Genomic DNA, 15,828 nt, shown 5'->3' on the forward strand with positions numbered 1-15,828 from the left:
TCTCCCCTCATTGCCAGTTCGCCGCGATCACGGGCACCAGCGCCGTCGCATAATTGGAGGGCAAGCTGGTTTGACCGCTGGCGGGAGGCGTGAAGGCGGCCATGGCGCTGACCAGGTTTTCGACTTTGGTGTCGAGCAAGACCTTTGTCCCTGACTGTATTTTTTCAACATGGTGCGCTGCGCCCAAGTACCAGTCATCCACCACAACCTTCTTTGCAGTGCCGATTACACTGATCTCCAAGTCGTCAGCGACATGACGAAACCACAACTGATCCACGGTGAAGCTCCCCATGATCAACGCAATGTCGGAATTACCAGCCGTAGCATCGTTGTCGACGATATGATCCAGTCCGAAGTCGCCTACCATGAGATATCGATCATCGCCGGTACCACCAATCAGGGTGTCATTGCCCAGGAGACCGTTGAGAATGTCGTTGCCCCCGCCGCCGACCAGGGTGTTGGCCGCGCCGTTGCCGAGCAAGGTGTTGGCGCCGTCGTTGCCCCGGGCATCGATGGCCGCGTCGCCCATCAGCGTGATCCGCTCGACATTGTCCGGCAGCGCATAGGACACATAGGCGCGGACCGCGTCGGCGCCCTCGTTTGGCTGCTCGACGATAATGTCCTGGGAGCTGCTGACATCGTAGGTGTCGTCGCCCAGCCCGCCGATCAAGGTGTTGTTACCCGGGCCGCCCACCAAGGTGTCGTTGCCGGCGTTACCGATCAGCGTGTCGTTGCCTGCGCCCCCCGACAGCGTATCGGCCGTCGGCCCGCCCACCAGGGTGTCGTCGCCATCGGTGCCGACCGGCGGGCGCCATTCGCCCTGCCAGTTCGCGTTGAGCACCGGCGTCAGCGCCGCGACATGGGTGGCCGGCAATAGCGGCGTCGTCGGAAGGCTCAGCTTGGCCATGGCCTGGACCAGGTTTTCCACCTGGCTGGCCAGCAGCACGCCGCCTTTCGCAGTCGTGAACCTCTCCACCTGGTATTGCGCGCCCAGGTACCAGTTGCTCACGGTCACCGAATAGCTGGTGCCGATGATACGGATCCTCAGGTCGCTCTGTTCGCGGCCGAACCACAGTTGGCTGCTGAGGATGCCCACACCGAAGACCAGGGTGTCGGTGTTGCCGGCGGTGGCGTCGTTTTCGACGATTCGATCATCGTCGCTGTCGCGCCCGAACATATAGGTGTCATTACCCGTGCCGCCGACCAGGGTGTCGTAGCCTTTGCCGCCCGACAAGGTGTCATCGTTCTCGCGCCCTTCGAGCCAATCCGAGCCGGCGCCGCCGAGCAAGGTGTTGGCCTGGGCATTGCCCCTGAGCTTGTCGTCGAACCGGCTGCCCACCAGACTCTCGACATTGAGCAAGATGTCGTTGCCGGAACCGCCCGTGGCCTGGCTGCCGGTCAGGGCCAGGTCGATGGCGATGCCCGCCGTGGCATTGAGGTAAGACACGGTATCCGTGCCGCCGGCACCGTTGATGAGGTTGTCCCCGGCCGACACGTCAATCCAGTTGTCCTGAGCGTTGCCCGTCAGGGAGGACGCTCCGCTGGCGAGCATCTGCGCATTCTCGACGTTTTGCCCAAGGGTGTATTGGCCGACAGACACCAGCACGGTATCGACCCCGCCGTCGGCCAGTTCGATTACCTTGTCGCCGAGGTTATCCACCAGGTAGACGTCATTGCCGAGCCCACCGCTCAAGGTGTCCGCGCCCAATCCGCCGTCGAGTCGGTTGCTCTGCTCATTCCCCGTCAACACATCGTCATAACGCGTGCCGACCAGGTTTTCGATGCCAGTCAGGGTGTCGCTGCCGGAGCCCCCGGTCTGCTGCGCGTTGCCGACGCCTAGGTTGACCGTCACCGCCGAGGCCATGCCTTCGTAGTTGACGGTGTCGCTGCCCCCAGCGCCGTCGATTACGTTGTTGTCCTGGCTGGCATAAATGACGTTGGCCAGCGCGTTGCCGGTCAACCAGGTGTTGCCCATTTGCAGGATGCGGGCGTTTTCGACGTTGTCGGTCAGGGTGTAGCCGACCAGGTAGCTGTTCACCGTGTCTATGCCGGCATTGGCCAGTTCGAACACAATGTCGCCAGGGTTGTCGGCCACATACACGTCGTTGCCGTTACCGCCGCCCATCCAGTCGGCGCCGCTTGCGCCATCGAGGATGTTGTCCAGCTCGTTGCCATTAATCGTATCGTTGAAGCCGCTGCCGATGATGTTGTCGATGTACAGCAGCTCGTCATTGCCCGAGCCCCCGGTCACCTCGGGGCCCGTGCCCATCAGGTGCCAATTGACCTGGATCGCCGCCTTCGCGTACTGGTAACTCACCGTATCGGGGCTGGCCAGCCCGGCGTAGGGGTTCATGGAGCCGATGATGGTGTCGTTGCCATCCCCCGCGTACAGGATGTTGGTCAACGCGTTGCCCCGCAGCGAGGTGCCGGAGGAGCCCATGATGCGTGCGTTCTCGACGTTCTCCGCCAGTTGGTAGTGCGGCAGCGACCAGACGTAGACCGTGTCGAGACCAGCGCCGATGCCCTCGACGACCTTGTCGTCGCGATGATCCACATGGTGGATATCGTCCCCTGCGGTGCCTGTCAGGGTGTTGGACACCGGCGCCCCGGAAGGCTGTCCGCCCGGTGTCGCACGCGGCACGCTGGCGTCGCTCAGCGCCGAACGCAGGCTGGCGTCGTCGGGAATCTCGAACCCGGTCTGCGGGTTGAACCCCGGATGGGCCGCCCGGTACGCGGCCATGGCCTGCACCAGGCCATCGACCTGGTAAAGGGCCACCCCGTCCCCCGCCAGGATCTGCTCGAGCCGGTAGGACTGCCGGGCGTACCAGTCTTTGAGGGTGACCCGGTCCTCGGTGCCGATGACCTCGACGACCAGGCTGTCGCCCGCACGGCTGAGCCACAGCTGGCGGGAGTTGACGTCGTTGCCGAGCAGCAGCTTGCCGGTCTGCGGCGTCATGCCGGCCAGCCCGTTGATGATGGTGTCCTCGCCATCGCCGCGGTTGAACAGGTAAGTGTCGTCGCCCCCGCCGCCGTACAGCAGATCGCTGCCGCGCCCGCCGCTCAGGCTGTCGTCGCCCATCCCGGCATTGAGCAGGTCGTCGCCGGCCAGGCCGTACATCACGTTATTGCCGGCATCTCCGTGCAGTTCGTTGTCCAGCCCGTTGCCGGTCAGTTGCAAGCCCGAGCCCATCGACACCAGGGCTTCGACGTTCGCCGCCAGTTGCAACACGCTCAAGCGGGTCTGGAGCGTATCGTAGCCGCCGTCCGCCGCCTCGATCACCGCGTCCGGGCCGTTGATCACATAGCTGTCGTTGCCGCCAAGCCCCACCAGGCGGCTGCCCTGGCCGTTGCCGGTCAAGCGGTTGCCGTCTTCGGTGCCGGTCAGGGTCAGCGTCGCGCTGCCGGTCAGTTGGCCATTCTCGATATTGGCGAACTTGCGCAGATCGAGGTCCACGGGCGCCTGGATCGTATCGCTGCCTTCGCCAGCGTTCTCCACCACCTCCGTGCTCAGATCGACATCGTCCCAGATGTAGGTGTCGTCGCCGAGGCCGCCGGCGAGCCGGTCGCGCCCGGCACCGCCCGCCAGCGTGTCGTTGCCCTCGTCGCCGTAGAGCATGTCGTCGCCGTCGCCGCCATACAGCTCATCGTTACGAGCATGACCGTGCAGCACATCGTTGCCACTGCCGCCGAACAGCCGATCGTTCGTGTTATAGCCACCGGAGATCGTGTCATTGCCGCCTCGGCCATAGACCGTCCCGCCGTTGAACGGCGCCATGAGCTGATCGGAGCCCATGGTACCGATCACCGGTTTGTCTTTGTCCAGCCAGCCATTGAACCAGTTGGGCAAATCGAAGAAGCGGTCGAAGTAGGTGCCGTTGGCGCCCATGACATCCGCCAGCACCAGGTAACTGGTGTAGACCGAACCGTCCGCACGGGTGGTTTCAAAGGTCAGCAGCATGTCGCTGGCCAACTCGTTGTCGCCCGACACCGGTACCCAGGCGTCGAGGGAGTATTGACCGTCCTTGACCCGGCTCGGGTCCAGCCGCCCCAACTGCCAGCCATGGCGGTTGCTGGTGTCGTTGGTGGCGAGCGACAGCGTTTGGTTGCTGTTGTTCGGCCCGGCGAACATCGTCACCCGGTCCCCGCGGTCCATCTGCACCACGGCGAAACCCAGGGTGTTGCGATCGATCACATAGGTGTCCGCCCCTTCGCGGCCACGCACGTACTGGTTGCCGCTCACCGTGAAGGTTTCCGAGTTGGCCGTGCCCATGACCACATTCGCCTCGGCCAGCGGCCCCGCGAGATTGCGCAGGCTGTCGGCCAGCAGGTCCACGCCGATCGGTCGGGTGACCGGTGGCGTGCTGCCAGCGTTACTGATCAGGGTGCGGACCGACAGCGTGACGTCGTCGAAGATGATTGAGTCGACTTGCAGCTCGCCGTTCGCGCCTTTCTCGACAATGATGTCGGCGGCGGACGAGCTGGTACCGCCTCCCGAGATGACCAGTGCGCCATCGCTCCCGACCTGTACCGTGACCTCCTTGCTCAGGTACCCCTCCATCCTCAGGCGGTCGGTGCCCTTGGCCCCGGCGCCGGCCGTGCCGACCAGCGCCATGACGGTCATGCCACCGTCGCCCTTGCGATACAGGTAGGTATCGTTGCCGTCGCCGCCGTTCAGGTAGTCGCGCAAGACTACGCCATCGCCGGGTGACGGGACGCGGTAGGTGGGGTTGAACGAACTGTTGGCGTTGTACACCGTTGACGACCAGCGATCCGTATAGACGGTGGTCGAGGTATCACGCTGACGCTTGCCGCTGGTCAGCCAGGTGCGCTCCAGGTAGGCGCCGCCGCCCCACAAGGTGTCGTCGCCGCCATTGCCCAGCAGCACGTCCGACTGGGCAATCACATCCCGGTAGGACGTGGCATCGAGCAATTCGGAGGAAGGCGACTCGCCAAAGAAGATCTGGCTGGCCGACAGATCGCGGCCCGCCGAGGTGTAGTTGTACAACCATGAAGGGCTGTTGGGCGGCGGCGTCTTGATATTGCCCAGGCGGAAACTGACCCGTCCCTCGAGAGCCTCGGCGGCTTCCGCGCCCATGACCATCGACGATTTGCGGCTGTTGCCCAGGCCGAATGCCTGGTCCAGGTAGTAATTCTGCGTCGGGGCTCCGACGAAGATGCTCTGTCTGTCGGGGTCGATCCGCACCATGCGGCCCTGGCTCGCCAGCAACCCATAGAGGTCCATGACCTGAGCTTTGCCTTGATCGTCCAGGATCGAGGTGAACGAGATGTTCCTGACGTTGTTGTGCTCGACGCCATCGGCGAAGAAACCCACGATATCCACCGTCATCTTGCCGTCCCGCGACTGTACGCGCAGGGTGTCGAACGACAGCAGGCTCTGCTCGTTCAGCGGCTTGAAGCCGAAACGCAACGGATCCTTGGTCTTTTCCAGGTAGCGCTGCAACTCGGTCGCCGCCTCGCGCGACAGGTCGGCGTTGAGGCCGGCCACGTAACTCTGCAACGGATTGGCGACCCGATAGAACAGCAGGTTCTCGGCGGTATTGCCCGAGACCACCAGGGTGTCTTCGCCATCGTCCTGGTAGGAGCCGCGAATCACCATGGCGCCATTGCTGGCCAGGTATTTGTCGTTGCCCAGCCCGCCGTCGAGCACCGCGCCCGAGCCGCCAGCAGCCAGGTCGTCGTTGCCTTCGCGCCCGACCACATACCAGTAGGCGGCCTCCGTGGGCAGAATCGGCCCGCCATACAGATGGTCGTCAGCCATGGTTCCGGCGTAGGCGCTGAGCTTGCTCTTGTCGCCCGCCAGGCCGCTGTCGTACACCGCGACCCAGCCGAAATCCACTGGCACATAGCCGTCGTTGGTGGGTTCGTAGTCCCGCAGTTTCTTGCGCACCCCGTTGGCAAACACAACCGTGGTGTCGTCGGAGAAGTCCTTGAGGGTCACGGAGTTGTTGCCCCAGGAAATCTTCCCGCGGATTTCATGGAACAGCTCGAACTTGACGGCCTCCGGGTTCAGGTCGGTGAACACGATCGTGTCCATTGCCGACAGCGCCCACAGAGTATCGTTGCCCGAACCGCTGCCGAACCTGAGGGTATCGGTCCCGGAGCGGGCGATGATCACATCGTCGCCCGCTCCGCCTTCGTAGATATTCACGCCGTCGCCGCCGATCAGGGTGTCGTTGCCCGCCCCGCCGTAGAGTTCGTCGTTGAAGTCGCCGCCGTAGAGCAAATCGTCGCCGTCGTCGCCGGACAGCAGGTTATTGCTGGTGCCGCCGGTCAAGGTGTCGTTGCCCGCCCCGCCGTAGAGCTTGTCCGCCCCCGCGCCGCCGGCCAGCACGTCGTCGCCGGCATCGCCGTACATCGCGTCATCGCCGCTGCCGCCCAGCAGGGTATCGACGCCCGCGCCGCCACTCAGCCGATCATCATCGGCGCCGCCATCGAGCAGGTCATCGCCCACGCCGCCGTCCAGGACATCCTTGCCGCCGTTACCTTGCAGCGTATCGGCGCCGCCACCGCCGTAGAGCATGTCGCCCCCGGCGGCGCCGATCAGGGTGTCGTTACCCGCCTGGGTGCCCGCCAGGTCGTCGCCGTAGACAATGGCGGCGGTGCCGTCGAGGGTAATGACGTCGTTGCCGGCGCCGCCGATCAAGGTATCGACGCTGGTCGAGGCGCTGGCGAGCATCTGGATCCGGTCGTCTCCCGCCCCGCTGTCGATCCGGTTGCCGCCGGCCAGGACAAACAGGTTGTCGGCGCCGTCGCCGGTGTCGATGCTCAGGCCGTTCGCCTTGCGGGCGAAGACGATATCGTCGCCGCCCAGTGTATTGAAGGCGTTGGCGCCGACGCGCTCTTGCACGACGATGTCGGCGCCCTGGGTCAGGGTCTTGCCATTGAGCAGCAAGGTCGGGCGTGCGCCACCCTGGAACAGGAAGTTGCCAGGGACCAGGTCGATATCGCCGGCAGCCAGGCGGTCGACGCTGAATGTGAACGGCAAGGCCAGCACCACCTTGGTGCCGTCGCCGTTGACCAGGCTGACCCGCGCGGAAAAGGCATTGACATCGTTGGCCGCAAACGCTGCGGTCACTGCCAATTGCAAGCTCGCGGCGTTGAGGAACTCCACGCTGTCCTGGTTCTCCAGGTCGGCGATCACCGAGGTCTTGAACCCCGCGGCGAACACGAACCGGTCCACCCCCGTGCCGCCGTAGAGCAGGCCGCCGCGGGTGATCAGGGTGTCGTTGCCCGCGCCGCCCCACAAGGAGCCGGAACCCGTGAGCGTATCGTCACCGTCACCACCTTCAAGGGTCCCACTGCCTGTCAAGGTGTCCTTGCCCGCGCCACCGCGCAGAATGGAGCCTGGGCCGGCAATCCGCACGCCACCCACCGCATTGTTGGCCAACAAGACCGCTTCGGCGCCAACATCGGGAGCACCTTGCAGAATGTCATCGCCGTCATCGCCCGACAGCGTGTCGCCGCCGGACAAGTCGATCAGGGTATCGTCGCCCTTGCCGCCCTCAAGGATATCGCCACCTACGCCCCCTTCAAGCCGATCATCGCCATCACCGCCGACCAGTTTGTCCTGACCCGCCCCGCCGTACAAAAAGTCGTTGCCGCTACCGCCGTCAAGTTCGTCATTTCCTCCATTGCCGGTGAGCACGTCATCGCCGCTGCCGCCCAACATCCAATCGGCCGTGTCGTCGCCGACTAGTTCATCATTGCCACCCCCGGCGTTGAACAATCGACGACTGTCCGAGAGCGCTTTCAGCCATTTATCCGACAGCCCAACCGGGGCGCTGACTAGGGAGCGCCCCACCAGCATCAAATCATCGCCCTCGGTACCTTGCGGCCCCCATGTCACGCCCTGGACCTCGAACCAATAGGCCAATTGCTCCAGCGTGTAGGCCTCGCCGTCGACGACATACAGATTCAACAGGCTGCCATTGGGCTGGCGTTCCTGGACCAGTGTCGGGTTGTAACTCACCCGATCACCGTTGTGGTAAGACACAACGCCACCGCTCACCACGCCGTTGAAATAAACGCCACTCTCAGTGACCGTCAGGCCATCGCGCGAGTAGGGTTTCTTACGGCCCACGACCGGAATGGGCGACACGTAGATGACGTTTTTGCTGGTGACGCCACCCGAGACCGGATTGATTTTCACCTCCCCGTTGGCCGACATCCAATTCAATTGGGCATCCGTGAGTGCTTGCTTGACGCCCGACAGGACGATGGTTCGCGTGCCGCCCTGGCCCTGGTAATTCAAATGCAGACCATCAGCCTGAACGTCTTGAAGCACGTTGCTGGTGCTCAGGCGATTTTTGCCCCGGAGCACCAGCAAGTCGCCACCGGCAAGATTGAAATCGACAATCGTGAGGGTACCGGGGCCATCATCTTCAATCAGGAAAATGTCTGCTTCGGAGCCTCCGATCAAGCGGTCCCCTATACCGCCCATGAGTAAGTCCTTGCCCGCGCCACCATCGAGGACGTCGCCGCCCTGTCCGCCTTCCAGTCGGTCCTTGCCGTCGCCCCCCGACAAAGTGTCGATTCCACGACCGCCCACCAGGGTTTCATCCTTGTCCGACCCCAGCAGCGTGTCATTGCCATCGGAGCCCACCACTCGATCCACACCGGGCATGACCGTCAGGGCACGTCCATTCACCAAACTCGCCGTTGCCCCGGAGAGATCGATGCGCACCGCATTGCTGAGCGCAGCAGCATTCAACTCCGATGGTCTGGAGACCGGGTCAATCCGCCAGTTGCCAGCGTACTCATCGGTCAGCACATAGTGCTTGACGCTGTCCTGGGCCGTGCCGGCCACCTGCAAACTGGCGCGAATCCCGTCCAACCCAGTCCCGCCCGCTGCCTTGTCCTCCACCACCAGTTGCCAGTTTCCGTAAGTATCTTCACCACGAAACTGCACGCTCATCAGGTCCACGTCCAGCACGGTCGTCCCTGACGGATTGGCAATGTGGCCAGCCAAGCCAGCCCGATCGAGCAGCACACTGCGGGTGCCGGACGGGGAAATCAGGGTCACCACCAGATCGCTCCAGCGCGTGTGGCCCAGACTCAGGCGCAGCAGCGCCTGTTCGGCCCCCACATGCTTGTCGACAAAGAAGGTCAATGTTCTTTGCCCCATGTCCGGCAATAAGTCCGCTTGCGCTGCTACCGCAGTGGTGTACTCAGCAGTGGCAGAACCCGTCGCCCATGTTTCCGCCATGCGCACGGCGGCGGCCGCGTCCACCATGCCGAAACCGAAATCGTCGCTGAAATGCATACCGATGCCGTTCCAGCCAAGGTCGCGATTGTTCGACCAGAGGGTGTTGGAGACGGTACCGGTGCCCATGTCTTTGCGGGCCGTCAAGGCCAGGATCGTCTGCACGTCTCGGTAGGTCAGCCTGGCGTTCGCCTGCAACATCAGCGCGGCGATACCCGAGACGATGGGCGCGGCAAACGACGTTCCTTGTGTCTCAGCGCTGGTGTTGCCTATCTTGTTGCCGTCTGCTGTCTCGACCTGCACCGCGGAGGTCATGATGTTCGATGCTGGAGCCGACACCAGGATATTGGCGCCGCGATTGCTGAAGGGCCGGGATGGCTGGGAGCTGCCCCCCACATTGCCAACCAGGTTCACTCCCCCGACAGTAATGGTGTACTCGTTGCTCGTGAGGGTACTGAGCCCAGCGTCATAGCCTTTAGCACGATCATTCCCGGCGCTGTACACCATGACAGTGCCGAGGCCTTGGCGGCCCTGAGTGGCAGCGATTCGCTGGGCTGCAAATTCGGCCTGGGTCTGCAACAACAAGGCGGGGTCACCCGCACTCAGACCGGCATACCAGCCAAACTGATCAGGGTTGCTTTGCCCCCAACTATTATTTACGACGTCGTAATAGCGCATCGACATCAAATCTTCGCGAAAACGCGCCACCGTCGCCGTCGGGTTGGAGAACGGAATAAAGCCTTTGGCATCCAGCGTCACATCGTAGGCAACGCCCACGCCGCCAATGCCATTACGAGCCGCGCCGATCACACCGGCAACCATGGTCGCGTGCGTCGCATGTACCCGAGTATCGTTGAAGGTGCCTGACTTGTTGGCAACCAGGTCGAAATGATTGAGATCGGCCACCTGGCGATCCGTTGCAAACTCACCGCTGGGCTCCAGTACCAACACCTTGACGCCCTTTCCTGTGTAGCCGCGCTCCCAGGCGGCTCCGACACTCACAGCCCCCAGGTACCACTGCTTGACGTAATCCGGATCACTGGGAGCGCCCACAGGCACCAACAGCACTCTGGCTTTCATCTCGCCTTGCAACGTACTGTCGCCTGTGTTTGCGATGATCGGCGCTGCATTGCCCTGTGCATCGTTGACGCGGTAGCTGAACTCAATCGGTCCGTTGTAACCAGCCGTCGGGGTGAACGTCACGCTCAGACGATCCGAGCTGAGCCGGACCGTTCCGCCGATAGCGTCGCCAACCCAATTGATATTCAACTGAGCCGCATCCAGATGCTGGAAATCCAGATCATTGGCCAACAGGCTCGCCACGGCGATTGTCACCGGGCCGCCCGCCGCTACGGAAATTCGGTCGTCCACCGGCAGCGGAGCATCCAGCCCGAGCGCCAGGGCGGTCATTGCTGTTCCCGATTTGAACGCAAAGCTTTCGACGTTGTTCAACAGCATCGTGCCGTCACGGTCAGCGACCAGGTCGGTGATCTGATAGGCACCGCTGGCGGTGCGAACAAAACGGTATTGCGACAGACTGCCCGACAATTGGATCAGGTCGATGCCGGCCCCACCGTCGATGACATCGTTACCGCCTGAGCCAATGAAGATGTCATTACCGGCACCGCCATCGATGAGGTCATCCCCAGCGCCACCGTCAAGCACATCGCCACCGGCGTCACCGAACAGTTGGTCATTGCCACGGCCTCCACGGATCAGATCATCGCCGGAACCGCCATAGACAACATCATTGCCATCCTGACCGGACAGCGCATCGTCAGCGCCGCCACCGCGGATGTAGTCATCACCGGCAGCACCTTCGATAAAGTAGTTATCCGCACCGCCACCGATCAGCACATCCGCGCCGTAGCCGCCGTAGACCACCTCGATATTGGCCTGGGACAGGTTCAGGGCTACGCCTCTGTCATCAGCGATCAACACCGTATCAATGCCGGCACCGCCATCGATATCCACTTGGCGATCCCAATGGTCAACGACCAACAGATCGCTGCCCGCACCGCCCTGAAACTTGTCGGCCCCTTGCCCGCCGATCAGCCAGTCCTTCCCTGTGGTGCCGACTAGCGTGTCATCGCCCACATGGCCAATCGCCTGGGTCGCACCGCTACCATTGAGATCCAGGCGCACGCCCAGCGCACTCTTGGCCACCAATGCGGTTTGCTCGCCGAGTACAGATTTGTCGACACCCGCTGCATACGAAGTCGTCAACGGTTTGCCTGAAGGTGCTTGCGGCGAGAGGTCAACATCCCAAAGGGTACGGGTCGTCCCATTGGTGTAGGTGGCGACTACGCCTTTGACATTCGTTTGTCCGGCCACCGAGCCTGAGATTGGCGCCAGATTGATGGACTGGATTCCGAGATCAGCCAGGCTGGACAGCTCTCCAGCGCTGGCGTAAGCGTCCTGATTGCGATCTGCCCACAGCCGCAACGCGGACCATTGTTTGTCCGTAGCATCCAGCTTGCCGTCGCCGTTGGAGTCAAGCGTTGCCAGGACTGGACGAGCTCCGGCGCTTTGTGCGGTCAGGGTAAAAAGTTCGGCGCCATTGGCGATACGGCCATCGCCATTGCGGTCCAGGACTAGAACAGGATCTGTGGAAGCGGTCCAAGGCAAGCGCTCTGCGACCCCGTCGGCATCAAGGTCGAAGTCTATCTGCCCCACGCCGATGCGCACGCTATCACCACCGCCATCAAGCACAATCGGGTCGGTGTCCGCCACCGTATCGGCAGCCTGCTTGGCGTCCAATAACGCGGCGACGTATTCACTCTCGACAATCCACCAGCCATTGGCACTTACCCCGCCATTGGCATTGGTGGCATTTTCACCAACCAATATCGTTTGGGAGCTGTTCAACTCGACTTCACGCCCATCCGCAAACTTGACCGTGCCTACCTGGCCCGCATCCGGGGTAAAACCAATCCAGTTACCTTGAGCATCGAAGTACAGCGTGGCGTTGTAGCTCTTCCCGTTCTGAGTCACTACCCCATGATTGCCACTGGCCGGGGTCGGCATCTCCCAGCCCTGCCCTTCCTCACCCATCGAGCCCGCGCTTTGGGTCTGGGCCCGCAGCGCGGCCATCTGTGCAGCCAGATCGTTGACACTGCCGTTACCGGGACGGGTGCCACCGGTCACTACGTTGCTGGGCGAGACGAATTCGATACCGTCACGGTTCACGTAGCGCTCAAGCATGGTCGCCGCGTAACCCGCGCCAGATTGCAACAATCCATGCCCTCCCCCGGTGCCGCCAAGGTTGAGGTTCGAAGGGTTGAGCGTCGACGGATCGGTGGCGACATCCAGAATACTGCCGTTGCGATTACTGGAACCATTGAACTGGCTGGAGAGCCAGGCTTTCAACTGCTCCTTGTTTTCTTTGTAGGCGTCATAGGCCGGCGCAGCTTCGATGCTGTCCGCCACGCTATTCAATTGCTGGATCGAACTGTTGTCGGGGTACAACTGCCCGTATAACCGGATCACACCTATAATGTCCTCGCCGGACAGTAGCAACTCCCAGGCATGCTTGGCCCAACCAAACGGCAACGCCAGACTGACGCCTACATCGAACGCAGTATCACCAGCCACATCACGTAGCGCTTTCTCATCGAGTTCAAGTCCCAATGCCTTGCGTGCTTCATCGAAGGAAACCGGACGCTTGAGCTCGGCGGCCATCGCCTCTTGCTGATGGAAAACCATGGCAACCAGTCCGGCAGCTGTGAGTGCAACAACGGCAGTACTGTGACCTTTTTTAACAATCCCGACTGATTGGTGTATGTGATATTTATCGAATATTGACGGGGTCAATGCCTTGATGCCCAGTTGACTATCCATCGCCTTGGCCACGTCGGAACTGGTCGCGAACGTTGAAACGTCCAAAGCGCTTTTGGAGCCTGGGGTAGCATCCAGTGCACCGGCCCCCGCATGTATACCCGGGGCAAACTGGCTGCCTGCGAGATAAGATGGGTGACTAGTAATAGCGGAGTCGAACGTCAAGGTATCAATATCGAAGAATGTCTTCGAAAACTTGCTCCACAACTCAGTCGAAGTTGCGTCCAGACGACTGGCATCACTGGAGTGAAGTTTTAATGCGGAGTTCGGATTAACGAGTTCGGTTTTCAGGAATGCGGTGTAACCATGAATAGTCTTCGCTTGTGCGGCCAGCCAAGCCGATTCTGAACCGTATGCACTCCAATTCCCCGAGATTTGTAATGCCAGATACTTTTGTTCAAAGGCTTCGAAAATGCGTGTCTGGTCGGCATTATAACCGCTGTGGTAACCCGTATGCGCAGCACCAGCGACTACATCACGGTAGGCAGAGAGTGTTGCTGCTTCACCATCAATGGTCTGCACCAGCGCAACACCATTGGTCTTGAAGCTGGTCTGGTCCCAAAGGTGCTCTTTTTGCAAAGCTTTAAGGAATTCAAACCGTTCGAACGTCTCGTTTGCAATCACATGATGGCGTGCGTACGAAACAGTGCGATCGCCCTCCGGCGTATGAACCACTACTTTCGGCAGCGCTTTAACATCCATGAAATCGAGATCGTTGTCGGCCATCGTGATATCCCTATCATCTGTAAATAAAACTCTAACAAGCAGGACCGACCCAACGTTGCAGATCAGTATCAGCTATTGGCAAGCACACATTTTTTCTGAATTTCCAAGCCCCGCATACCTTCGGCTTCGATTCGTTTCCACAACTCGTTCGAGCAGAAAAAACCCGTTATGAAACGATCAGGATGCGTCTGGGTTTGCCCATAATCAGCAGGCAACTGCCAAAAATGGTGTCCCGCGATAACTCGCGCATCCAGTACACATGGCCCCGTGTCCTCAGGGTCAAATCTGGCGCTAAGCTCATAACCCTCCTGACCAAATCCTTTAGTGAACGCTGTCTGCTCGATTACAACGGCGTTCAAACTCACAAGGCCGACTATCAGGTAATACGTCCCATAACTTTTCTCTTGCGCTCCCCGCGCCTCGCTGCGGACCTCTACCGGCAAGAAGTCATGCCGTCCTGGCTCCAGTTCTTCCAAAATATCCCGCAGACGCTCACAGACAATGAACGGACCGATGCCCCAGGCGATAATTTCTGGTACCCCACCGTCCTTGAGCTCAGAGACGCGCACTACTCGAGGAATGCTGGCCCTCATCTCGGAAGTGATGTCCCCTCCCATGATGATCATGCCCCTCAGCCGCCCCTCGATTTGCGGATCGAAAGTTCTGCTGAAAGCGGTCCCCGGGCGGGAATCTGCTCCAATCAAATACGGCATACTCACTCCTTAATTTCGGTCGTCAGCGGCTCTCTACAAGGCTGCGCCGCCTGTGCGATGCCCAACAGCAGTGCTCAACTGACAGTGTGACTGACCCCATATCCCCCATCAATGGAGGCTTGTCCTGCCAACACGACCTTCTCTGGCAACCGCTCGATCGCCAGCGACGATTACAGCCGTTTCAATCGCAAATCGACCCGCATGGGGCTTAGACGGATTCGCAGCTCGCACACCGAACTCATTCACAAAAAGTTCATCTATCACTGACGGTTGTTAGTCGCTCACACATCCTGTCGCATCGCTGTTACAAAAATAATCTCGCCCGCCGCAAAGAGGCTCGCGTAGTTATCCGTGTGCTTTCTTCAGACCTTTCAAGCGCACATTCACCCTTTGCACAGCAGCCATTTTTCAGGTCGTTTCTTACTCTTCCACCTCCCAATATCCTCCTTCCTTCGCTCGCAACTCACACACAGATCGCCGCTCAGCTGGCAAATCGAGGTGCAGGGGTTTTCGATTTCTTTAGCTATTGTCAGTCACCTTTGGCAGCGGGTGATTGTGCGTGGCGATTTTTCCAGTCGCCCTCTGGCGGCCGAAGCTCGACCGTCAGAGCGCTGCCATCGTGAACCGGCTTGAGACGTTCACGAATGCTGTCGGCGTTCGCGCTGCCCTTACCTAGAGCACTTATGATGGCCGCATGGGCTTGAGGTCCAACTCGCCAGACGTGTAAGTCCACCTCTACCTGTCAACATTTGTAGCAGAGGAGACTTGGCATGGAGACGCGCCCAATCCTAGCTTGCCAAGAGGAAAGTACAGCAACAACAGGATTGGCAAACCTGTGCACCGATGTTGTATCGGATGGTGGACGTGCGGGTGGCTAGGGAGATTAGCCAAGAATCTGAAGGCTATGACGTACGGCGTCCAAAAGGGATGCTCAACAGTCCGTTTTCGGATTCGCATCATCTCCGCGGGCTTTGCGTTTCCCCCGGCACGGCTTCCTGTTCCCAGCGCCGGACACGTCGCTCCGTACTCGGTGTGCACTGCGGTTTCATGGCGCAGCGCTGGCATTTCGAACTCCAGGAACAATGCAGCATCAGGCTTTTTCTAGCCCTCTACACTGGCTCAATGGGTGAGTGCAACTGACGTGCAGTTGTAGCCTCTGGTCGACATGCTTTGCGACTTAGTGCTTGGGAAGCAGGTCATCCACGCCGGTGAAGCACCGGTGTAAATGCTCATGCCCGGGAAAACCCGCCCACTACACTACGGGGGCTCTACACGATGCTTCAGCCGGTCACTGGACCCGTGAGGGTCATCAAGCCCCCCTTCCAGTGT

3 protein-coding genes and 3 pseudogenes are annotated in these 15,828 nt (G+C 60.9%); 1 reads left to right on the top strand and 5 read right to left on the bottom strand.

Going from position 1 to position 15,828, the window contains the following annotated elements:
• Window positions 1-7: 7 nt before the first annotated feature.
• A complete protein-coding gene (locus M1E16_RS14690; RefSeq protein WP_458127675.1) occupies window positions 8-12,928 on the bottom strand; it encodes a S8 family serine peptidase in 12,921 nt (4,306 codons plus the stop codon).
• Between the two features lie 585 nt (window positions 12,929-13,513).
• On the opposite strand from M1E16_RS14690, the gene M1E16_RS14695 reads away from it, so the two are divergent.
• Window positions 13,514-13,813 (top strand): hypothetical protein, encoded by a 300-nt coding sequence (locus tag M1E16_RS14695; protein ID WP_458127676.1) that lies wholly within the window; start codon window positions 13,514-13,516, stop codon window positions 13,811-13,813.
• Between the two features lie 41 nt (window positions 13,814-13,854).
• Here the strand turns inward: M1E16_RS14695 and M1E16_RS14700 are convergent, their stop codons facing one another.
• The 4 genes and pseudogenes from M1E16_RS14700 to M1E16_RS14715 all read right to left on the bottom strand — a co-directional run.
• Window positions 13,855-14,499: an imm11 family protein gene (locus M1E16_RS14700; protein WP_458127677.1), complete on the bottom strand. Its 645-nt coding sequence runs from the start codon at window positions 14,497-14,499 to the stop codon at window positions 13,855-13,857.
• Window positions 14,500-14,844: 345 nt separating this feature from the next.
• Window positions 14,845-15,026: pseudogene (locus M1E16_RS14705) on the bottom strand (DUF1289 domain-containing protein).
• Window positions 15,027-15,028: 2 nt separating this feature from the next.
• A pseudogene (locus M1E16_RS14710) lies at window positions 15,029-15,229 on the bottom strand (hypothetical protein); the annotation flags it as partial.
• Between the two features lie 185 nt (window positions 15,230-15,414).
• Window positions 15,415-15,599, bottom strand: a pseudogene (locus M1E16_RS14715) (IS5/IS1182 family transposase); the annotation flags it as partial.
• Between the last annotated feature and the right edge of the window lie 229 nt (window positions 15,600-15,828).

This window comes from Pseudomonas sp. Z2-11 (genome assembly GCF_054161305.1).